Annotated in this window: 15 protein-coding genes; 7 read left to right on the top strand and 8 right to left on the bottom strand. The window is 44.2% G+C overall.

Translation table 11 applies throughout. The features are described from left to right. Together GLV98_RS08925 and GLV98_RS08920 are read right to left on the bottom strand one after the other, a co-directional pair. Entirely contained in the window at nt 1–1,611 is a 1,611-nt protein-coding gene (locus tag GLV98_RS08925) for an ABC transporter permease (protein ID WP_160914534.1), read from the bottom strand. Nucleotides 1,612–1,802: 191 nt separating this feature from the next. After that, complete coding sequence (locus tag GLV98_RS08920; protein ID WP_160914140.1) at nt 1,803–2,915, bottom strand: Fe(3+) ABC transporter substrate-binding protein; 1,113 nt, start codon at nt 2,913–2,915, stop codon at nt 1,803–1,805. Nucleotides 2,916–3,240: 325 nt separating this feature from the next. On the opposite strand from GLV98_RS08920, the gene GLV98_RS08915 reads away from it, so the two are divergent. From GLV98_RS08915 to GLV98_RS08905, 3 genes are all read left to right on the top strand, one after another. Further along, nucleotides 3,241–4,662 carry an alanine/glycine:cation symporter family protein gene (locus tag GLV98_RS08915; RefSeq protein ID WP_160914138.1) on the top strand — a complete coding sequence of 474 codons (1,422 nt, stop codon included), beginning with the start codon at nt 3,241–3,243 and terminating at the stop codon, nt 4,660–4,662. A 169-nt stretch (nt 4,663–4,831) separates the two neighbouring features. Beyond that, a complete protein-coding gene (locus tag GLV98_RS08910; protein ID WP_160914136.1) occupies nt 4,832–6,727 on the top strand; it encodes an ABC-F family ATP-binding cassette domain-containing protein in 1,896 nt (631 codons plus the stop codon). Between the two features lie 131 nt (nt 6,728–6,858). Continuing rightward, nucleotides 6,859–8,106 (top strand): aminopeptidase, encoded by a 1,248-nt coding sequence (locus GLV98_RS08905; protein WP_160914134.1) that lies wholly within the window; start codon nt 6,859–6,861, stop codon nt 8,104–8,106. A gap of 40 nt (nt 8,107–8,146) precedes the next feature. Here the strand turns inward: GLV98_RS08905 and asnB are convergent, their stop codons facing one another. The 3 genes from asnB to GLV98_RS08890 all read right to left on the bottom strand — a co-directional run bounded on the left by asnB (nt 8,147) and on the right by GLV98_RS08890 (nt 11,820). Beyond that, nucleotides 8,147–10,030 carry an asparagine synthase (glutamine-hydrolyzing) gene (asnB, locus tag GLV98_RS08900; RefSeq protein WP_160914132.1) on the bottom strand — a complete coding sequence of 628 codons (1,884 nt, stop codon included), beginning with the start codon at nt 10,028–10,030 and terminating at the stop codon, nt 8,147–8,149. 99 nt (nt 10,031–10,129) lie between these two features. Beyond that, nucleotides 10,130–11,290: a hypothetical protein gene (locus tag GLV98_RS08895; RefSeq protein ID WP_160914130.1), complete on the bottom strand. Its 1,161-nt coding sequence runs from the start codon at nt 11,288–11,290 to the stop codon at nt 10,130–10,132. Continuing rightward, complete coding sequence (locus GLV98_RS08890; protein WP_337193733.1) at nt 11,272–11,820, bottom strand: sigma-70 family RNA polymerase sigma factor; 549 nt, start codon at nt 11,818–11,820, stop codon at nt 11,272–11,274. The genes GLV98_RS08895 and GLV98_RS08890 overlap by 19 nt, the downstream gene beginning before the upstream one ends. Nucleotides 11,821–12,479: 659 nt before the next feature. On the opposite strand from GLV98_RS08890, the gene GLV98_RS08885 reads away from it, so the two are divergent. From GLV98_RS08885 to GLV98_RS08880, 3 genes are all read left to right on the top strand, one after another. Then, complete coding sequence (locus GLV98_RS08885) at nt 12,480–13,958, top strand: phytoene desaturase family protein (RefSeq protein ID WP_160914126.1); 1,479 nt, start codon at nt 12,480–12,482, stop codon at nt 13,956–13,958. A gap of 61 nt (nt 13,959–14,019) precedes the next feature. Beyond that, nucleotides 14,020–14,193, top strand: coding sequence for a hypothetical protein (locus GLV98_RS19970; RefSeq protein ID WP_202409967.1), 174 nt, complete (start codon nt 14,020–14,022; stop codon nt 14,191–14,193). A gap of 159 nt (nt 14,194–14,352) precedes the next feature. After that, nucleotides 14,353–15,879, top strand: a complete 1,527-nt coding sequence (locus GLV98_RS08880) for a BCCT family transporter (RefSeq protein WP_160914124.1) — start codon at nt 14,353–14,355, stop codon at nt 15,877–15,879. A gap of 157 nt (nt 15,880–16,036) precedes the next feature. On the opposite strand, the gene kynB is transcribed toward GLV98_RS08880, so the two are convergent. From kynB to recQ, 3 genes are read right to left on the bottom strand one after another with little or no spacing between them, the layout of a single operon-like run. Next, nucleotides 16,037–16,666, bottom strand: a complete 630-nt coding sequence (kynB, locus tag GLV98_RS08875) for an arylformamidase (RefSeq protein ID WP_160914122.1) — start codon at nt 16,664–16,666, stop codon at nt 16,037–16,039. 14 nt (nt 16,667–16,680) lie between these two features. Further along, nucleotides 16,681–17,958, bottom strand: coding sequence for a kynureninase (gene kynU, locus GLV98_RS08870; RefSeq protein ID WP_160914119.1), 1,278 nt, complete (start codon nt 17,956–17,958; stop codon nt 16,681–16,683). Nucleotides 17,959–17,977: 19 nt separating this feature from the next. Then, entirely contained in the window at nt 17,978–20,119 is a 2,142-nt protein-coding gene (gene recQ, locus GLV98_RS08865) for a DNA helicase RecQ (protein WP_160914532.1), read from the bottom strand. Nucleotides 20,120–20,231: 112 nt separating this feature from the next. Between recQ and GLV98_RS08860 the strand changes: the two genes are divergently transcribed. Continuing rightward, on the top strand, nt 20,232–21,167 hold the full coding sequence (locus GLV98_RS08860; RefSeq protein WP_160914117.1) for an NADP-dependent oxidoreductase: 936 nt from the start codon (nt 20,232–20,234) through the stop codon (nt 21,165–21,167). The last annotated feature ends 187 nt before the right edge of the window (nt 21,168–21,354 follow it).

The raw sequence follows: 21,354 nt of genomic DNA, 5'->3' as shown, positions 1-21,354 counted from the left end.
TCAATTCGACTCCTTTTCTAAAACTTGATGAAAAACAAAAACGGCAATGGCACTGATCACAACGATTATGATGGAGGCAAGAGCAGCCTCATGAATTTGTTCATCACTCGCGTACTTAAAGGCATTCGTGGATAGTGTTCCAAAATTAAAGGGCCTTAATATTAAAGTGAGCGGCAATTCTTTAATGATTTCGATGAAAGCGAGTAGAAACCCACTGATGAGCGGGGCTTTGATCATTTTCAAATCAACCTTGAAAAAGGTGCGTGTCATATTCATGCCGAGCATCCTTGAAGCTTCCGTGTACTTATTTCCGATTTTATCAAAGCCAGATTCGATGGAATTGTATCCGATCGCAAGGAAGCGAATGATGTAAGCAGAAATTAGGATGATCAAGCTCGTGCTCAAGAATAGGCGGCTTTCCAAACCAGTGGCTTCATAGAAACGTGAAAGGCCACTATCTAAACCAATGAAGACGGTACTGATTCCGACCGCGATGACGGCTCCTGGAATAGAATACCCTAAAATCGTCACTTTCGCTGCCGATTTTGATAATGCGCTCTGATGCATCCGGGCAAAGTTACCAATGATCACAGCGAACAAGACAATCAGTAAGGCACCGACGAAAGAGACTAGAAGTGAATTCCATATGAGCGTTGTAAATTCGGGAGACGCGATTTTTTCAAAAGTTAACAACATCCAGTCGACGAGTTGGATGAAAGGGATAAGAAACCCCAATAAGAAAATGAATAAACAATATCCAAAAGCTCCCCATGCTTTCCAACCTTGTAACTGCGTAGGGTGGAGGGGGCGAGCTTTTGCCGTCGTTGATGCATATTTTTTACGGCCTCGGAGAACTTTTTCCAGGGTAAGGATGGCAAATACGATAAACATGAGGGTTGCCGATAATTTGATGGCTGAATTAAGATCATTCATCCCAAACCATGTCTGAAAGATGGCTGTACTGAAAGTCGGTACACCAAAATATTGAACGACACCATAGTCGTTTAATACTTCCAATAGCACAAGACTCACGCCTCCGACAATCGCCCCACGAGAAATAGGGAGAACCACCCTGAAAAAGATATCTACCGGAGAGCGGCCGAGGAGCCTGGCATTTTCAATGAGTGAGGCAGACTGGTTCGCCAGAAAAGCTCTTGTGATTGTGTACACATATGGGAAGAGAAAGAGTGTGAATATAAAGACGGCCCCCGGTAGGTTGAGAATGTTGAAATAGACCTGATCCACCTCGATACCCCAGTTGTTTCTTAAAGTCGTCTGGATAACGCCTGTATAGTTCAGAATTCCATTGTACGTGTATCCTGCAATATAGGGAGGGATCGCCAGTGGCAGAATCAATCCCCATTTAAAGAACTTTTTCATAGGAAAATCATAAGCCGATACAATCCATGCTAAACTCGTACCGATGATGATGGTTAAAAACCCTGTGAAAACAATGAGCAAGCCGGTATTTTTTAATAGATCCGGCAAAATGTATTCCTGGATGTGATTCCAGTTTTCAGCCTTTTGTGTAAAGAAGTTGAATAGGATCGTCACGTTGGGAATGAGAATCAAGATGACAATCGCTAGACTGAGGATCGACCAAATATTCATATATCCAGGAAGCTTACGTAACAAATTCAAGCGTGACACGTCCTTTATTCTACCAATCGCTCAGCCTTGAATGAAAAAAGCCAGTGAGCTTTCTTCACTCAAGGTTGAGTCCGCTTTAATGATAACAGTTCTCAACTGTTTTGTATAGAAAAAACCGCATCATGGAAGGCATGATGCGGTTACTACACTTATTATTTCCAGCCGACTTCATTCATGATTTGAATCGCACGGTCGTTGTTCTCTCCAAGTTCATTCAGACGAATGTCCTGCTCTTTGAACTCACCCCAGCTTTGTAGAAGCTCAGAAGGCTCTACATTAGGGTTAACTGGATATTCATAGTTTGCTTCAGCAAATTGCTTTTGAGCTTCCTCTTTGGAAAGGAATTCAATGAATTTCTTAGCGTTTTCCGTATTTTGACTGCTAGCTGTCACACCGACACCACTGATGTTTACGTGAGTCCCTGTTGTATCCTGGTTCGGGAAGATAATCCCTAACTGTTCAGCAACTTTAACTTCTTCTTCATCTTCGGAATTCAACATTTTACCCATGTAGTAGGTATTCATAACGGCTACATCACCTTCACCGGCAGCCACAGCTTTCGCCTGATCACGGTCTCCACCTTGAGGATCGCGTGCCATGTTATCCACGATGCCTTGTGCCCATTCCTTCGCAGCTTCTTCACCTTCTGTAGCGATCATAGAAGCGACAAGAGACTGGTTGTAGATGTTAGAAGAGGAGCGGATCAAGACTTTGTCCTGAAACTCATCTTTCGTTAAGTCCATGTATGTCTGAATATCTTCTTCATTTACACGTTCTTTATGGTAAGCAATGACACGAGCACGTTTCGTTAATCCGAACCAATTGTTGTCTTCATCACGGAATTTCTCCGGAATGTTTTCACTTAATACATCACTTTCAATGGGTTGCAGAAGTTCTTGTGATTTTGCACGGTGCAGACGTCCAGCATCAGCTGTAATTAAAAGGTCTGCTTCAGAAGCTTCGCCTTCACGGTCAAGACGTGCAATCAATTCATCGTCTTTTCCTTCAATCACATTCACTTTAATACCTGTTTCTTCCTCGAACTTGTCATAAAGCTCCTGATCTGTGTCATAGTGACGACCAGTATATAGGTTGACCTCTCCGCCAGTTTCTTCTGACGCATTTTCTTCACTGTTTTCTTCTGTGTTTGTTGTTTCTTCTTCATTTGATTCTGTTGCTTCTTCCTGATCGTCTCCACCGCAAGCAGCGAGTACGAACATAGAAAGGATAAGGATGAAGCTCATTAAAAACCATTTGTTTCTCATGTTCTTTCCACCTCTTATGTAAAATTTTTATCAATCATTGATAATGATTTTCATTCCAGATTCAATTCTAATAGATTGAGCAAAGAAGTCAAGTGAATATTGAGAATTTTTTTCATTTAGAGTATTACCCACCACTCAACAAACGTCTCGAACTAATTTTTGAAGTATAGGGAGTGTTAGAGAAGTAGGATTTTCTCAAATAGGAAGTAGAGGGTATTGGAGCACCTGTGGTAAAATAGTTGAGTTCTTGGAGTTTTGTGTTTGTTTGTAAGCGGTTTTGGGAAATGACTTAAAATGGAAAATAATACTTAGAGAGGTGAAGATTATGGTGGAAGATATACTTGCTTTTCTGAACGACTGGATGTGGGGGACTATTCTCGTTGCCGCCTTGCTCGGCTTAGGATTATGGTTTTCGATCAAACTGAATTTTGCCCAGTTCACTTACATACCAGAAATGTTTCGTGTTCTCTTTGATAAGCGATCCATTTCTGCAGAAGGCAAAAAGGGAACTTCTCCCTTCCAGGCTTTTGCTATAAGTACCGCTTCACGTGTCGGTACAGGAAACTTGGCAGGAGTTGCCGCTGCGATCACGGTCGGTGGTCCCGGCGCCGTTTTCTGGATGTGGATTGTAGCTATTCTTGGTGGAGCTTCAAGCTTTATTGAAAGTACGCTTGCACAAATCTATAAAGTCCCTGAAAAAAATCAGTATCGGGGCGGCCCGGCCTATTATATTGAAAAAGGGTTAAAAAATAGAGGGCTGGGGATTGTTTTTGCGATCACCATCACATTTACGTACGGGTTAGTTTTCAGCTCCGTGCAATCCAATACCATCCGTCTTGCTTTTGAAAATTCCTTTAATATGGATAAATGGCTGCTTGGCGGAATTCTTACTTTTATTGTAGCTCTTATTATTTTTGGTGGGTTGAAACGAATTGCTCAAGTGACCCAGTTCATTATTCCCATCATGGCTATTTTCTATATCATTCTTGCAGCCTACGTATTAGTTGTGAACATTGGACAAGTGCCAACGATGTTTGGACAGATTTTTGCCGGTGCATTCGGTTTTCGTGAAGTTGCCGGGGGTACGTTCGGCGGTATGATTTTAATTGGAATCAAGCGTGGCTTGTTCTCCAATGAAGCAGGTATGGGTAGTGCGCCAAACGCCGCCGCTACTTCTGAAGTCACGCACCCGGTCAAACAAGGTTTGATTCAAACATTAGGTGTATTCACGGATACTTTGCTGATTTGTAGTGCCACTGCCGTCATTATTCTTTTTGCTGGAGATTATGTAGGGACAGACCTTGATGGAATTCAACTGACCCAGGAAGCGTTTGAATCCCAACTTGGTACATGGGCGGCCATTTTTATTGCTATCGCCATTTTCCTTTTCGCATTCAGCTCCATTATCGGAAACTACTATTATGGAGAGACGAACATCGAATTCATCAAAACCAGCAAAACGGCCATCTTCATTTACAGATTGGCTGTACTGTTTATGGTCATGTTCGGTGCGATTGCAGAGTTTGGCCTTGTATGGTCGCTGGCCGACCTGACGATGGGGATCATGGCATTAATTAACTTGTACGCGATTTTCCGATTGTCATCCGTGGCCTATGCTGCCTTGCAAGACTATCGTAAGCAAAAGAAAGCAGGAAAAGATCCGGTCTTTTATCAAGATCATCTCCCGGGTGTTGACGGGATGGAATACTGGAGAAGAGACCAATCCTCAGAAAAAGAACAAGGATAATAAACATAAACAGCCTTAGGATCCAGTCCAGAGGCTGTTTTTCTTATGGCGTGGCATCCATTGATAGGATGCCCGTTCGCGCCAAACGAGGGCTGAAACGCTGCATCAGTCTTCACACGTTCAGTTGTGATATGATGGACAGAGATATTCAGTAAAAGGGATGAGCGGAATGAGTTTACTATCAGTCAATCAATTGAGTAAAAGTTATGGAGATAAAGATCTGTTCGACGACCTTACTTTCACGATTTCCAACCAACAGCGGATCGGTCTGATTGGAGTGAACGGTACGGGGAAATCCACGCTAATGAAGATCATTGCAGGCATAGAGAGTGGAGACTCAGGAAATATGGATCATGCGAAGGATTTCACGGTGGAATACTTGCCACAGGAACCGGAATTAGATGAAAGCAAAACAGTTCTGGAGCAAATCTATCATGGCGATGCGGAGATCATGGTCGTCATGAGAGCCTATGAAAAAGTTCTATTGGACTTAGCAGCTCATCCGGAAGATTCGCGTGTCCAGGAACGTATGCTTGACCTTCAGCAGAAGATGGATGAGAAAGGGGCCTGGGAAGCCAACACGGTGGCCAAAACGGTCCTATCCAAGTTGGGGATCGAGTTTTTCGATAAGAAGGTCAGCGAACTTTCTGGAGGACAGAAAAAAAGGGTCGCTATTGCGAAAGCTCTGATTCAGCCGGCCGACTTGCTCTTGTTGGATGAGCCTACGAACCATCTTGATAATGAAACGATTGAGTGGCTGGAAGAGCATTTAGCTTCTTATAGAGGGTCTCTCGTAATTGTCACGCACGACAGGTACTTTTTGAATCGTGTGACGAATTTGATTTATGAACTGGATAAAAGCCGTTTGTATATCTATGAGGGGAATTATGAAACGTTTCTTGAGAAAAAAGCGGAAAGAGAAGAATGGGAGCGTCAGGCTGAACAAAAGCACCAAAATACGCTACGTAGAGAGCTTGCCTGGTTGAAAGCTGGTGTGAAAGCGAGAACAACCAAACAAAAGGCTCGTAAACAGCGCGTGGAAACCATGAAGGAAGAAACCTTTGATACGAAGAAGGAAAACGTGGAAATGGCGATCGGTTCAACAAGATTAGGAAATCAGGTTATAGAGCTGGAGGGAATTACCCACAGCTTTGGGGAACAAACGTTGATTGACGACCTGGATTATCTTGTGGTGCCGGGAGAAAGACTTGGGATCATCGGGCCGAATGGATCAGGTAAAACGACATTGCTGAACATTATGGCTGAACGAATCCACCCGGCAGCCGGAAGCGTCCACATCGGTTCGACCGTGAAAATAGGCTATTACACACAGGATCACGGAGAACTCGATGAGAGTCTGAAAGTCATTGAATATATTAAAGAAGTAGCGGAAGTCATTACGACAGCCGATGGGGATGAAATTACAGCAGAACAGATGCTGGAGCGTTTCTTATTCCCCCGACCGCAGCAGTGGACTTATATTAAGCGTCTTTCTGGAGGGGAACGCCGTCGTTTGTATTTACTTCGAGTACTGATGAGCGAACCGAATGTTCTTTTCTTAGACGAACCGACCAACGATCTCGACACAGAGACGCTTAGTGTGCTGGAAGACTATTTGGAACAGTTCCCAGGTGTCGTCATTACGGTTTCACACGATCGATATTTCTTAGATCGTGTCGTTGACCGCCTGATAGCTTTTGAAGGGGATGGAGACGTCCGGAAGTTTTACGGCAATTACACGGAATACCTTGAAAAGAGAAAAGATGAGAAGAAGGTGGAACAAGTAAACAAGAAGCCTTCCACTCAAGAAGATACACGCCGGGCGAATCGGAAACGCAAGCTATCCTATCGCGAAAAGCAAGAATGGGAGACAATTGAAGACGATATCTCTGCTTTGGAAGAGAAGGTTGAACTTCTTGATGAGCAGCTTGCGGCAGAAGCGACGAACTACGATCGTGTCCAGGAACTTTCAAAGGAAAAAGATGAAGCTGAATCCGAATTGGAAGCCAAAATGGAACGGTGGGAAGAGCTTTCCTTAATTGTTGAAGGGGCAGAGGATGAATGACTGAATGGAGAGGGGAGAACCTTTGTTTTCCGCTCTCTTTTTTTTATATAATGATCGGCTTATTTTTGTAGTTCTGTGCGTTTTATGGAATAATGAATACGGATACAAACCTAGTCAGGAGGAGTGTAATTATGAAAATGCCAAGCAAAGAAAACTTGGAAAAATATGCGGAATTAGCCTTACGTACAGGCGTCAATTTGCAAAAGGATCAATTACTAATGATCAACTCTACGATTGCTGGAGCGGACTTCACGCGCATCGTCGCACGCAAAGCTTTCGAAATGGGAGCGAAAGATGTACATATTAACTGGGGCGATGATGAACTGACACGCATGAAATATGAACATGCTGACCAGGAGACGTTATCAGACGTTCCAGAGTGGCAGAAACAGCAATACACGTACTTCGCGGAGCAGGGAGCGGCCATCCTTTCAATTCGTTCAACAGATCCTGATCTTTTGAAAGGCATTGATGCAAGTAAAGTCGCAGCTGCTACAAAAGCGAGATCAGAAGCGATGTCCAAGTTCCGTGACTATACGATGAATGACCGGATCCAATGGTCGATCGTCAGTATTCCGATTCCTAAGTGGGCACAGAAGATCTTCCCTGGTGAAGATGAAGATACAGCTGTGGAAAAGCTTTGGGAGCAAATCTTCAGTATTGTCCGTGTCGATCGTGAAGATCCGGTAGCTGCATGGGAAGAGCATAACCAAACCTTGATCAAAGCTCGTGAATATTTGAATGAAAAACAGTACCAGAAGTTGATTTACAAAGCCCCCGGTACGGATCTTGAAGTAGCTCTGCCTGAAGGACACATCTGGAAGGGTGGACCTTCGAAGACGGTGGAAGGTAAAGTCCAATTCAATCCGAACATGCCGACAGAAGAAGTATTTACAGCCCCTCATAAATATGGAGTCGATGGGAAAGTTTCCAGTACGAAACCGTTGAACTATGGTGGAAACGTCATCGACAATTTCACCTTGACGTTCAAAGAGGGGAAAGTTGTTGACTTCACAGCGGAAGAAGGCGAAGAAACACTCAAGCATCTTCTTGAAACTGATGAAGGCTCACGCAGACTTGGGGAATTGGCACTTGTCCCGCATGAGTCACCGATTTCTCAATCTGGTTTGATTTTCTATAACACCCTTTATGATGAGAATGCTTCTTGTCACCTTGCCCTCGGAAAAGCTTATCCGAACAACATGACAGGCGGGTCAGATATGAGCGCAGAAGAACTTGATCAGAATGGTGTGAATGACAGTTTATCGCACGTTGATTTCATGATGGGATCCGGTGAGCTTGATATTGATGGCGTACGAGCAGACGGAACGACAGAACCGGTTATGCGTAAAGGAAGCTGGGCCATTACATTCGAATAAAACAACGAAAACCGGCAGCGCATGAAGGCTGCCGGTTTTGTTATGCATAAGCGAGGTGTGTATCTTCTTTTTGTAGGTGTACCTCTTTTCCAAAGTAGACGTCATACCATTGAAGGAACACATAAACAGTCCAAATATAACGATGATGATTTCCTTTTCCTTCGTAATGGTCGTCCAAGTACTGGACTAACGTATCAGTATGGAAAAATTCTTGAGCTGTTTCAGATGTTAAAGATATTTTCACTAAGTCATAGTATTCTTTTTGTCTCAGCCAATCACGGATAGGGACTGGAAAGCCGACCTTTTTACGGTTCGCCCATTCTTCAGGGAGCACAGACTTAGCCGCTTCTCTCAGGGCATACTTTGTGTCCTTGCCATTCGCTCTTAAGGAAGGAGCGAGAGAAGATGCGACTTCCATTACTTTTGGATCTAAAAAAGGAACACGTAACTCAAGAGAGTGAGCGGAGCTCATTTTATCGGCTTTCTGAAGAATATCCCCAGGGAGCCAATGATGAAGATCGGCATATTGCATCTTGGTCGAATCATTCGCTCCGGAAACTTTGGCATAAGTCTTTGATAAAAGGTCTGCGGGTTTACGATTCTGCCGGTAAGCGGGTTTAAGGACTTCGCGAGCGTCCTCAGGGCGGAAGACTTTTGCGTGTCCGATGAATTTTTCTTCAATTTTCTCTCCGCCACTCTTCAAAAATCTGGTGATTCTATTTTTAGGAAGCTTAGAAGAAACAGTGGCAATGGATTTGCGAATGGTAAACGGCACTTTTTCATAGATCTTCTGTTCAGGACTAATCTTGTACCAATCATATCCTCCAAAAAGTTCATCGGCTCCTTCTCCTGAGAGAACAACCGTCACATGTTCTTTAGCCAATTCACTTAAGAAGAAAAGAGGGACGGAAGAAAGGTTCGCGTGGGGTTCATCCATATGATACTGAATCGTAGGAACCGCCTGGAAAAAATCCTCCGCTGAAATTAACCGTTTATGGTTTTCCACTTCTATTTTTTGTGATAACTCTTCAGCGAGTGTTGTTTCATTAAACATGCCTTCGTAATCTTTAAAGCCGATGGAGAATGTTTTATTCGGATTCAATAAACTTGTCACATAGCTGGAGTCAATGCCTCCAGAAAGGAAAGATCCTACTTCAACATCACTGATTTTGTGATGACGGATGGAATCCTCCATTGCTTCCTGGATTTTCTCTATGGCTTCATTTAAATCCGTTGTCTGTTCAGAATAAGAAGGCTCCCAGTAAGGTTGAATTTCAAAATCTTTTCCATCATGGATCATATAGTGGCCGTGGGGAAGTTTGTACACGCCCTCGAAAAATGTTTCCTCCATAGCCGAATATTGAAAGGTGAGATAGGGCTGCAGGGCTTCAAGGTTGAATGATTTGCGGAATCCCGGGTGAGGGAGAAACGATTTGATTTCTGAACCAAACAAGAAGGAACCGTCTGTCGTTTCATGCGTATAATAAAGCGGTTTGATACCGAAAGGGTCCCTGGCAAGAAAGAGACGTTCTTCCACTTTGTCCCATATGGAAAAAGCAAACATGCCCCGTAACTTTTTCAAAATCGAAGGGCCGTATTCTTCAAACCCATGAAGGACAACTTCACTATCCGCCTGGCTTTGAAACGTATGCCCTTTTAAAAGTAAATCCTCTTTCAAGCTTTGAAAATTATAGATCTCCCCGTTGAAAATCATCACATAGCGATCATGTTCACTGAACATCGGTTGATTTCCATTTTCAGAAACATCGATAATCGTCAGTCTCTTAAATCCTAAACTGATTTCTCGGTTTGTATATGAACCTTGATTGTCTGGTCCGCGGTGATGAATTTTTTCCATCATGTCCTGGATGAGTGCATGATTTTCAACGCCGTTTTTATTGAAAATTCCAACAATTCCACACATGGAAATTCCTCCTTTTTAAAATCCTATACTAAATAGGGGAGGGGAGCTCGCCTCCGGTCGGAAGCAGGTCCCCGTACCCTTTTCTATTTTTTCTGTTGATTACCACCGAACGTCCATACCTTCAAATTGTAAATCTTCGTAATTAGGAACAACGGCCGGGTCGACCCTGACAATATTCAAAGATTTCAGTTCAAGAATATCTTCAGCCGTACCTCTAAATGAGGAATTAATCAGATTCAAGTACGTGATGGTTTGTAGCCCTTCTTTGACACGACTCAAGTCGTCGACGGTAGGGCCGACGAAAGTCGCCTGATCCAAGTAAGGAACTTCTTTTAATAACTCGCCTGGAATGATGGCTTGATTCAGCTTCAGCACGAAAAGCGACTGCATCGCTTTAAAATATTCAATATCTTCGTCTACTTCGTAGATGCCACTCAAATGGGAAGCGTTTATCGTCAATTCTTCTAAATATAATAGGTCGCGCTTTGTGATGGCATCCGGCTCTTTATCTACAGATCTTGCAATGGAGCGAAGGATTAAGTCGTCCATGACGACGGGTTCATTCGGATTTTTAACCTTGATGAAATTTCGTTCACGCTCGTGTACTTTGTAGTTTTCTTCGATCAGATCTCCTTCTTCTGATAAGTAAAGGAGTGTCGCTTCATTTAGTAAAACCCGCTCTCCCCCCTCTACCCAGTTAAGCTTCATAGAAATTTCTATCTCACCATTTTCAAAGGCTTCTTTTGGGGGAGGGAGAGGGCCGTCATAAGCAGGCTGATTTCCTGATTCGATCCGCCTGGCGAATGCATAATAACTCTCATACAATTCATACTCTTTTCCATCTGCACTCTCTGTATCTGCTAGTTTGAATTCAACTTCGGTTCCTTTAAATTGATCAATGGCGACTTTCATCTTGCTTTTGCTCGGGATAGAAGTAATGACTTCCTTGAGCTTTTCAACCTTTACATGGGTAGGTTCTTCTGGATCCGGATCAGGAGCAGGGGGTGTTTCTTCTGTTGGGTCTTTTTCTTCTTGTGTCGGTGAAGAAGGTTGCTCAAACCAGTCTGTCTTTATAAAGGTATAAAAGGATCCGCTCAAGACAATGAAAGCAAGAAGGACCGTAACAATTTTCGGAGCAGCAGGGAAACGTGGCCGTCGTTTCAGCTTGTTTTTATAAAAGCGTTCTTTATCTCTATCTGTGAATAAAGGATCCTCCCCAATTTGACGGTTGATGGCTTCTTTTATTCGTTGATGATCCACGGGTCTATCCCTCCTTCATCTGCTTTTTCTCTAAGCAGTTGACGTGCACGCTGCATCCTTGTTTTAATCGTGCTTAAAGGTGTGCCGGTCGCTTCAGCAATCTGTTTCTGCGTCATATCTTGCTGGAAAGTGAGAATCATGACTTCCCGGTATTTGACAGGGAGATGAAGGATGGCTTCCGCTATTTCATCCCACTGTTCCTTTTGGACAACTTTTTGCTCCGTATAGTGAGGGTCTTTTTGTTCGCGCCATTTATCTGTAGCGATTTTAATGCGGTGAATAGGGGATCGTAAATAATCTTTGCATCGGTTGATGGCGATTCTCATCGCCCATGTCTTCAATTGGGAATTTCCGTTGAACCTGTCCCACTTCCGATAAATCTGCAGGAGAACATCCTGAAAAATATCGTCTGTGGTATGGTGATTCTTCACATATGTAAAAATGGTTCGTTTCAACGATTCTCCGTATTGGTCCATAATGTACTCAACCGCTTCCTCGCGTGTGTAATGAGTTTGTGTATGTACGGACACCAGGCTTTCCTCTCCTTTCCTCTTCATTAGACGAGTGTCTCATCCAAAAGGTCTGCAAAAATACAAATTTCTTCAATAAATCCATAAATTTTCTCCTCTAAAGCTCCTGAATGTGGAAGACTCAGTTTCGAGGTCATTGTTGAGTGGATGGGGGCTGCGGGGAATAGCTCGCTTTCCGCGGGAGCGCGGTGAGCCTCCTCGGACTGCGTCCTGTGGGGTCTCACCATGCACTTTTTCCCCGCAGGAGTCTCGCCATTCCCCTCCGCCCCTTTGCTATATAAGTATCTCGAAACCACTACCGGAATAAGCTGCATTTATGCACAAGGTAATCCGAAGGGCATGAACTCCTAAGGACGCTGTTCAGAATGCGGAAAGCTTGTTATAGAGCGTTTTATGCTTATAAAACCAGGATAGTGGAAGGCACCCTCCCACAGTGAAGGGGATCGTTTCTCACCTTCATGGAATGGGGTGATTGTGAAGCTGCGAGACTCCCTCACAGGAAAGCGAGTAGCTTCCCAGTTACCCCTGACGCTCAACTCAGCAACGTCCCCCAGCCATCTCGAAATCAAGTCTTCCACAATCCTGCCATATACCTTAAGAACATTCGTCACGCCTAAAAATGGGGAGATGGGGGAAAAGAAGGGGAGGGAGGTGAGTGGATGATTTATGATGTTGGAGTTGTAGGTGCAGGCTTTGGTGGTCTGGCAGCTGCAGCTTCTCTCGCCCAAAAAGGAATGAAAGTTGCCGTCTTTGAAGCGTCCAATGAACTCGGAGGCAGTGCGGGGAAATTCGAACGGAACGGCTATCGTTTTCAGTCAGGAGCAACCCTTGGGATGGGATTTGAAGAAGGAGGGGTTCTCCGTCGACTCTTTGACCAGTTGAGTATCGAAACGCCGACTATGACGCTGCTGGATACCATAATGGACATTCACATGCCGGATCGAACCATTCATTATTTTCGTGAACGCAATCAATGGTATCAAGAGATTCAAAGAGTTTTTCCAACACAATCTTCTGCCATTCAATCGTTCTATGACGAAGTGTATAGAGTCGGAGCGATTGTCGATCGTTTGACGGAAGGTCTTCCTGTATTTCCTCCAAGAACCTTGAAAGATTTCATGCGTTTCGTACCATTAGTGAACAAAGATGCGTTGCAAATTCTCCCGTTCATGAATCAGACGGTGGAAGATCGGCTTAAAAAGTATGGTCTTCATAATCATCGTCTTTTCCGAGTTTTTTTGAATGGCGAATTGATGGATAGTGTACAAACAAGTGTTGAACATTGCCCGGCGTTTCTCGGGTATGCTGCGTTACAAACATTCCATAAAGGCGCTTATGCTGTCCATGGAGGTCTCGCCGCGGTTGCTGAACGTTTGGCATCTTTCATTAAGGATTCAGGGAGCGACCTTTATATGCGTCATCCCATTCATAAAGTAGAGAAAAACGGCCAGCATTTTGAATTTCATACGAAACGTGATCGAGTCTTTCGAGCGCAAAAGGTTCTATTGAACAATTCAGTTCACAATTTCCATGATACGGTATCAAAAGATATGGGTAAACAATCCTATATTAAAGCGTTAAAAGAAGAAAAAATGGATTCATGGGGAGCGTTTATCATTCATGGAGGTGTGGATGGGTCGATTTTTGAAGGAGATGATGTTTTGTATCACCAGTTTATTGATCCAGATCACCCGGACGACCTTCATGATGGGGGGCAGTTTTTAATGTCTCTATCTCATCCGCACGATTCAACGATGGCGCCTGCAGGAAAACGCTCATTGACGATCTCCACTCACACATCCATTTCACCTTGGTGGAATTCGGAACAATATGAAGCGGATAAAGAACAAATGAAGAACCGACTCCTGGATACGGTGGATTTTTACTTCCCCAGTTTTAAAGAAGAGTTAGATCTCGTTCTTCCCGGAACTCCGATTACTTTTCAAAAGTGGTTGAGAAGAAAATATGGAAAAGTGGGGGGGTACACACCTACTGGAAAATATAGCTGGCTAAACAGTTATTCCATTCGCACTGGAATTCCGGATGTTTATCAGTGTGGGGATACGGTTTTCCCTGGCGCTGGAACACTAGGGGTGACATTGTCAGGAATGACGGCGGCAAAGGAAATGGCGAGATGATTAACGAAAAGCGATTAGGGAATAAGAAAAGAAAAGGTAAAAGAGAAGGAGATGAACTTATATGTATAATGATGGAAGCAATGAAATGCCAGGATTCCAAACAAATCCGAATAACTATGATGAGTGCCAGCGTTGTGGCAAACCGCTTCAGATCAAAGAAGAGAGGGAAATCAATCTTTGTAAGGAATGCCAGAGAAGGCAGGAAGATCATAAGGTTGAGTCTAAAGAAGATTAAAGAGAAGCGATCTCTTTCAAGGGATCGCCTTTTTCATGCCTTTCTTTTTAAAAAACCATCCCCCTAAAGGATAAAGGAAATAGCTTTACACCATAATAAAAAGAGTGATAAAGTTGTACATTGTGCATTCAAACACATTATGAATTAAAGGAGACAACTATGGAAAATAAAAACTCAGGCCGTATTGACTGGCCGGTATTTGTTATAAGTGGAGGATTATTAGTCCTCTTCGTTATTCTTGCACTCATTGATATTGATTTGATTGAAATGATCGTTAGTGATAGCTTTGCATGGTCAGCCAAGTACTTCGGTGCTTTTTGGCAAGTGCTCATGCTGGCTACCTTCTTTGTAGGGTTATATTTAGCTTTTTCACGTTATGGAAAAATCAAAATGGGGGATATGGAAAAGCCTGAGATAGGATTATACAAATGGCTATCCATCATTATGGCCACTCTGTTGGCTGGCGGAGGCGTTTTCTGGGCAGCCGCTGAACCGATGTGGCACTTTTTGACTGTGCCCCCGTCTCAGTCTGGAATTGAAGCTGGTACAGAAGCAGCCATCAACCCAGCATTGGCGCAAAGCTTTATGCACTGGGGATTCCTGGCATGGGCTATTCTTGGTACGATCAGTGCAGTCGTCATGATGTATGGCCACTATCATAAAGGCATGCCAATGAAACCTAGAACGTTGCTATACCCGATTTTTGGTGAAAAATTACGCCACAGCTGGTTAGGTACGATTATTGATGCCTTCTCCGTCATTGCAGTAGCGGCAGGGACGATTGGTCCAATTGGTTTCCTTGGTCTGCAAGCGAGTTACGGACTTCAGGAAATCTTCGGGATTCCTAATCAGTTCAGCACACAGTTTTCCATTATTTTTGCCGTTGTGATCATCTCGACGATTTCAGCAGTCACTGGGTTATATAAAGGGATACAAATTTTAAGTAGCTTCAACGTCCGCATGGCCATTGTACTAATGGCGTTCATCGTCGTCTTCGGGCCTGGTGGTTTTATCATTGACCACTTCTTGGCAGGGTTCGGATACTATGTGGATCAATTCATTCCGATGAGTACGTATCGAGGGGATGAAGGTTGGCTTTCTCTATGGACCGTATTCTTCTGGGGATGGTTCATCGGGTATGGACCAATGATGGCCATTCTCGTCAGCCGTATTTCAAGGGGCCGGACAATCAGAGAGATCATCATTGCTGTATCTGTCTTTGCCCCTGTTATTTCTACGTTCTGGTTTACAGTCCTTGGCGGATCCGGAATTTTCTTTGAATTGAACAATCCTGGATCTGTATCCAATGCACTAAATGAAGCAGGGAATCCGGCAGCCATGTTTGCCATTACTGAACAATTCCCGCTAGCAAGCATAATTTCTCCGTTATTCTTGTTATTAACGATTCTTTTCGTTGTAACGACGAGTGACTCCATGTCCTACACGATTGCCATGGCCGTCACAGGAGAAGGAAACCCACAAAGCTGGCTTAGGGTGTTCTGGGCCGTATTGATGGGCGCCATCGCTGTTATTCTGTTAATCACAGGAGACAGTGGGATTACTCAGCTTCAAAACTTCATCGTGGTCACAGCGGTACCTGTATCCATTCTTCTGCTGCCAATGATTTGGCTCGCACCAAAAGTAGCGAAGAAGATGGCCATCGACCAACGCATCACGAAGAAATAAAATATTCTTATACGAAAAGTGCCCAGGACTAGTCTCCTGGGCATTTTTTAAACTTTAAGCAGATATAGAAAAGGAATCGGGAAAGTGAACCATTTCCCCAGAGTTCCTAGGACCACATAAGCGTCTTGAAACTGATTCTTCAAAAAACGGGAGCCGCTTAGGAAGCGTCGATGGTTCGCAGGACGGCGCGGACGGGGCTTCCGTCAGCTTGCTCCATTTTTAATGGAAAAGCAAAAAGCTCATAAATTCCTGGAGACACTGGAGAAAGGTCGATCCCTTCAAGAATTAAGATATCATTCTGGTAGAGGGTATGATGGCCTTTCAACTCTTTGCTCGTTTCAGGATCAACAGAAGGGGTATCGATGCCGATGAGGTCGATGTCATGCTGTTTTAAAAAAGGACCTACATCTTCACCGATGACCGTGTATGGATCTGGGAAGCGGGTGCGGTCTTTCCAGCTATCTGTATGAAATAAAACTTTACTTACCTTGCTCAAGTCTATATCTTCCAACAGCTTTTTAGTGATGACCGAATGATCCTTTACGGACACGACTAGAGCTTGGCCTGAAAATCGACCAACGGGAAGGTCTGCGATTTTCAAGCCGGCTGAATCATAGTGATAGGGAGCATCTACGTGTGTCCCGATATGGTTACTGCCTTTAAATTGGCCAACATTGACTGATCCCGTATCTTCCATGGACCATGTCAACTTGTATTCAAACGGCTCATCTCCCGGCCAGGGTGGCGTTTCGTTATTTAGTGGCATCGTAATATCGATGAATTTCATGATCACAAACCTCCTTAGGCGATGGTGTCTCTTTCATTTTTGAATTGCTTTTGTTTTTCATTCTCCATGATGTCTTTCAAGGTTAACACGACGTCATACACATCTTCGTAAGACGTATAAAAAGCGATCGGGGCCAGGCGGATGACGTTCGGTGAACGGAAGTCAGGGATGATGGCTTCTTTTTTTAACGCTTTACAGATACTTGCCGCCTCGTCATGAACGAGACAGACATGGCCCCCGCGGTGCTCATCATTCAAAGGGTTGCCAACTCTGAAACCAAGCCCTGAGATCTCCTGATGGATGAGGTCCATCAGTAAACGAGTGAGCTTCAATGATTTTTCTCTAATCTGTTGGATGCCCGCTTCTTCAAAAAGTTCCAGTGAACCTAGGAGAGGCGCTGAACTGAGCACATGTGGAGTCCCGATTTGGAAAGCTCCTGCGGAAGCAGCAGGAGTTAACTCGTGGCTCATGTCGAACTGCTTGTCTTTGTCAGAACTGAACCAACCAGCAAGTCCTGGACTTTTGCCGATGTGCTTTTCGTTTACATACAGTCCACCGACCCCGCCAGGCCCGCTGTTCAAATACTTATAGGTGCACCAGACAGCAAAGTCGACGCCCCATTCGTTCAAGCGGTGAGGAAGAGCACCAATGGAGTGGGCAAGATCAAAGCCGACGATGATGCCATATTCATGGGCTGCCTTTGTTATTTTTTCAATATCGAGCAGTTGACCACTACGATACAAAACGGAAGGTAAGAGAAGAACAGCGATGTCTTCGTTCATTTCATTAATGATGGTATCTTCGGATAATGTATAGCCATCCTCACTTTGGACTCGGATCAAATGCTCTTGTGGGTCTAACCCGTGCCATTTGATTTGGCTCTTCATGGCATAGATATCAGACGGAAAGTTCAGTTCATCAGCTAGGATTTTCGTCCGTTTTCCTTCTGGCTTATAAAAAGTCGCTAGCAACTGATGAATATTCGATGTAATGGAGCCGGTATTGATCACTTCTTCCGGTTTTGCGCCGATGAGAGGAGCGGTCAGAGCGCCGATCTTTTCTGACATGTAAAACCAAGGTTCTTCTCCGTCGGTCCATCCTCCGATGGCATGCTCCTTCCAATCGTTCACCGAAGTAGAGAGGGTTTCCTCCGAACGTTTCGAAAGCAAACCGAGGGAGTTCCCATCCATATAATAAAAACCTTCTTGATAAAATTCACGTTTGAACCTTTGAAGCGGGTCTTGTTGGTCCAATGCTTTTACATCTTCTCTTGAGATTACAGGTTTAGTCATGAATCTTCCTCCTCAACTATCATTCATCAATCAAGTTATGCTTCACAAGGACAGCTTTGATCATAGAGTAGGAATACCCCTCAGGCAGAGACTCTTTCAAGGGTTTCAATTTTCGATCCTCCATTTGACCATAGACTTCCAAGATGTTGCTTTCTTGTTCTTCATCAAACCATCGGTCCCAATCGATCTCATTTCCCTCTTCTCCTGCTCGGAAAATATGGTTCTCAATCGTTTGTTTACCTATCCCTCTTTCTTTTGCTATGTCTTCCACATCATTTCCTTGTTTCCAAAGGTCGTAAGAAATGATGTGGCTGGGACGATCGTCAAACGGATCTCTCTTATGAATAGAAGGTTCGGTTGAGCGAACCGGCGTAGATTTAGCCTCCGTCTCTTGTGCCCAGGGGCGTAATTTCTCTAAGAACTGTTCCCCGTATTTCTCGAATTTCTGCTCCCCGATTCCTTTGATGTTCATCATTTCTTCTTTGCTTTCTGGGAGATAGATGGTCAAGTCTTTGAGTGTGGCATCAGAGAAGATGACGTAAGGGGGGAGGTTGCTTTCATCTGCAATCGATTTACGTAGCTGTCGCAACTCTTCAAAATATTGCTCATTGTATTCGGTTTTTTGTTTTTTCGTTGTGGATTCAACAAGCATAAGGACTGGCTGGCTTCCTTTAATAACAGAAACAGCTTCATTCGTCAGCTTTAGTGAAGGGTAGCGTCCTTCGCCTGTAGACAGATAGCCTTCCGCTGTTAAAAACTGAATGAATCGAGTCAATTCTTTTTCTGTATAATTCGGCATAATGCCATAGGTCGATAGCTGTTGGAACCGGAACTGTTTGACTTTTTGGTCAGAAGAACCTTTGAGCACCTTCGCTGTGAGGCCGGCTCCGAACCTTTCGCCCATGCGTTTCACACAGGACAATACCATTTGCGCTTCTTTCGTCATATCCTGCTCTTCACCCTCGTGGGTGCAATTCGTACATTTCCCACACGGTTCGGAGTCTGTCGGGTCATCAAAGTAGTCGAGAATGTATTGCTGCAAGCAGGAATGGGTATGGCAATAATTCACCATGGCCTGGAGTTTCGTGTACTCGTCCTTTTTCTTTTCTTCATTTGGTGATTGGTCAATTAAAAAACGTTGAAGGTTGATATCCTGACTGGAAAAGAGCAACACACAGTCACCTGGCTCACCATCACGGCCAGCACGACCCGCTTCCTGGTAATAAGACTCAATATTCATTGGCATAGAATAGTGAATGACATAATGGACATTTGATTTATCAATACCCATCCCGAATGCATTCGTTGCAATCATCGTGGTTATTTCATCTTGAACAAAATCGATCTGCGCCTGCTTTCTTTGATGCTCTGTCATTCCTGCGTGATATTTTCCAGCGGCAAATCCCTTTTTCGTTAAAAGGTAATGAAGCTGATCGGCATCTTTGCGTGTGGCCGTATAAATGATACCGGATTCATTGGGGATTTGAGTCAGGTATTCACTGATGAATTCTCGCTTGTCACGGCCTTTGATAATACGGAAGGATAAGTTGTCCCTTGCGAACCCTGTATTGATAACATTCGTATCCTCGACATCGATCAACTCTTTAATGTCTTTAATTACTTCCTGGGTGGCTGTAGCTGTTAGCGCCATAAGGACAGGAAGGTTTGCGACCTTTTTCAAGGTAGGGACAATCGATCGGTAGCTTGGACGGAAGTCATGGCCCCATTGGGAAATACAGTGCGCTTCATCAAAAGCAATCAACGAAAGGGAAATGCTGTTGATAGCGGCCAAAAAGTTGGGTGAGTCAAACCGTTCTGGAGCGACATACACGAAGGAATAGCGGCCGTTTTCCATATCACGCAGTCTTTGTTGCTGCTCTGTATGAGAAAGAGAGCTGTTGATGTAAGTAGCGGCCACCCCATAGGAGTGAAGAGCGTCCACTTGGTCTTTCATCAAAGAAATCAATGGGGATATGATGATCGCTGTTCCTTGCAAAGTGAGACCGGGGATTTGATAGCAGAGGGATTTTCCGCCTCCTGTAGGCATGACGGCCAGTGTGTTCTTTTGATCTAAAACATGAGTAATGGCCTCTTTTTGACCAGGGCGGAATGAGGAATAACCGTAGTATTGGTGGAGAATTTTTTCGGCCTGTTGAATCATCGTGATCATCCTTTTATACATAATCTTCTTTCTCCCACATCTTATCATGTTTCACGTGAAAACTGTGGGGAAAACTATAGAAGTCATACCTCTGAAAAGGAGCGATAATAAGATGAAGGCCATTGTTATTGAGCAATATGGAGATAGAAATCAACTAAAAGAAAAAGACGTGGATTATCCTGTACCAAATGAGAAACAGGTGGTCGTGGAATTGCATGCCACATCGATCAACCCCATCGACTGGAAGCTTAGGGAAGGTTATTTAAAAGAAATGCTGGACTTTGAATTTCCTATCATTTTAGGGTGGGATGCTGCAGGGATCGTCGCAGAGGTTGGTTCTGCAGTAGAAAACTTCAAAGTGGGCGATCGAGTTTTTGCTCGACCTGATACAACACGATTCGGAACGTATGCAGAGTACACAGCAGTGGATGAACATCTTTTAGCACACCTTCCTGAGAACGTTTCTTTTGAGGAAGCGGCAGCGGTGCCATTGGCAGGTCTTACCGCCTGGCAGTGTTTAGTGGATTTCAGCGATATCCAGGAAGGGGACCATGTTCTCATTCATGCAGGGTCAGGTGGCGTCGGCCATTATGCCATCCAAATTGCGAAACAAAAAGGAGCGTATGTAGCAGCGACAGCCAGTGGAAAGAACCAGGAGTGGGTAGAGAAACTGGGGGTCGATCGTTTTATCAATTATAAGGAAGAGGAATTCTCAGAAGTATTAAGTGATTATGACATCGTCCTCGATACCCTCGGGGGAGAAATTCAGGAAAAAAGCTTTTCTGTCCTGAAAGAAGGGGGCCGCCTTCCGTCCATTGTCCAGCCACCGGATGAGGATCTTGCTGCCAAACATGGAGTAAAAGCTGGATTCGTCTGGCTCGAGCCGAGCGGAGAGAAGCTCTCAAAACTCGCTTCCATGATGGAAGAAGGAGATTTAGTATCGGTTATCGGACATCGCTTTGATCTCAGTCAAGAAGGATTACAAGAAGCCCATAGCGTCAGCGAAACCCACCATGCCAAAGGGAAAATCGTCATCAACATTAAATAGTCTCTACCATTCCCCACCGGACCAGGTCATCCCCAATAAGGACGACCTGGTCCTCTTTTTTTCAAAAGGTTGTTTTCACATAAGCTCCCAATTGCGGAAGACTCAGTTTCATGATAACGGGAGGTTCGTTTGCCCTATAGGCAGTCAGGGGTGGTTGGGAAGCTACTCGCTTTCCTGTGGGGATGAC

This window comes from Halobacillus litoralis (genome assembly GCF_009856415.1).
GTDB classification, from domain to species: Bacteria; Bacillota; Bacilli; order Bacillales; family Halobacillaceae; genus Halobacillus; species Halobacillus litoralis_C.
The sequence above is the reverse complement of the archived record's forward strand: the minus strand, read 5'-3'. Positions and strand labels throughout refer to the sequence as shown.

Coding starts and splice junctions, on each gene's coding strand:
- kynU (WP_160914119.1), bottom strand. CDS start 17,958: ATGACTAAACCTGTAATCTCAAGAGAAGATGTAAAAGCATTGGACCAA.
- GLV98_RS08885 (WP_160914126.1), top strand. CDS start 12,480: ATGATTTATGATGTTGGAGTTGTAGGTGCAGGCTTTGGTGGTCTGGCA.
- GLV98_RS08915 (WP_160914138.1), top strand. CDS start 3,241: ATGGTGGAAGATATACTTGCTTTTCTGAACGACTGGATGTGGGGGACT.
- GLV98_RS08880 (WP_160914124.1), top strand. CDS start 14,353: ATGGAAAATAAAAACTCAGGCCGTATTGACTGGCCGGTATTTGTTATA.
- GLV98_RS08910 (WP_160914136.1), top strand. CDS start 4,832: ATGAGTTTACTATCAGTCAATCAATTGAGTAAAAGTTATGGAGATAAA.
- GLV98_RS08860 (WP_160914117.1), top strand. CDS start 20,232: ATGAAGGCCATTGTTATTGAGCAATATGGAGATAGAAATCAACTAAAA.
- asnB (WP_160914132.1), bottom strand. CDS start 10,030: ATGTGTGGAATTGTTGGAATTTTCAATAAAAACGGCGTTGAAAATCAT.
- recQ (WP_160914532.1), bottom strand. CDS start 20,119: ATGATTCAACAGGCCGAAAAAATTCTCCACCAATACTACGGTTATTCC.
- kynB (WP_160914122.1), bottom strand. CDS start 16,666: ATGAAATTCATCGATATTACGATGCCACTAAATAACGAAACGCCACCC.
- GLV98_RS08920 (WP_160914140.1), bottom strand. CDS start 2,915: ATGAGAAACAAATGGTTTTTAATGAGCTTCATCCTTATCCTTTCTATG.
- GLV98_RS19970 (WP_202409967.1), top strand. CDS start 14,020: ATGTATAATGATGGAAGCAATGAAATGCCAGGATTCCAAACAAATCCG.
- GLV98_RS08905 (WP_160914134.1), top strand. CDS start 6,859: ATGAAAATGCCAAGCAAAGAAAACTTGGAAAAATATGCGGAATTAGCC.
- GLV98_RS08925 (WP_160914534.1), bottom strand. CDS start 1,611: ATGAATATTTGGTCGATCCTCAGTCTAGCGATTGTCATCTTGATTCTC.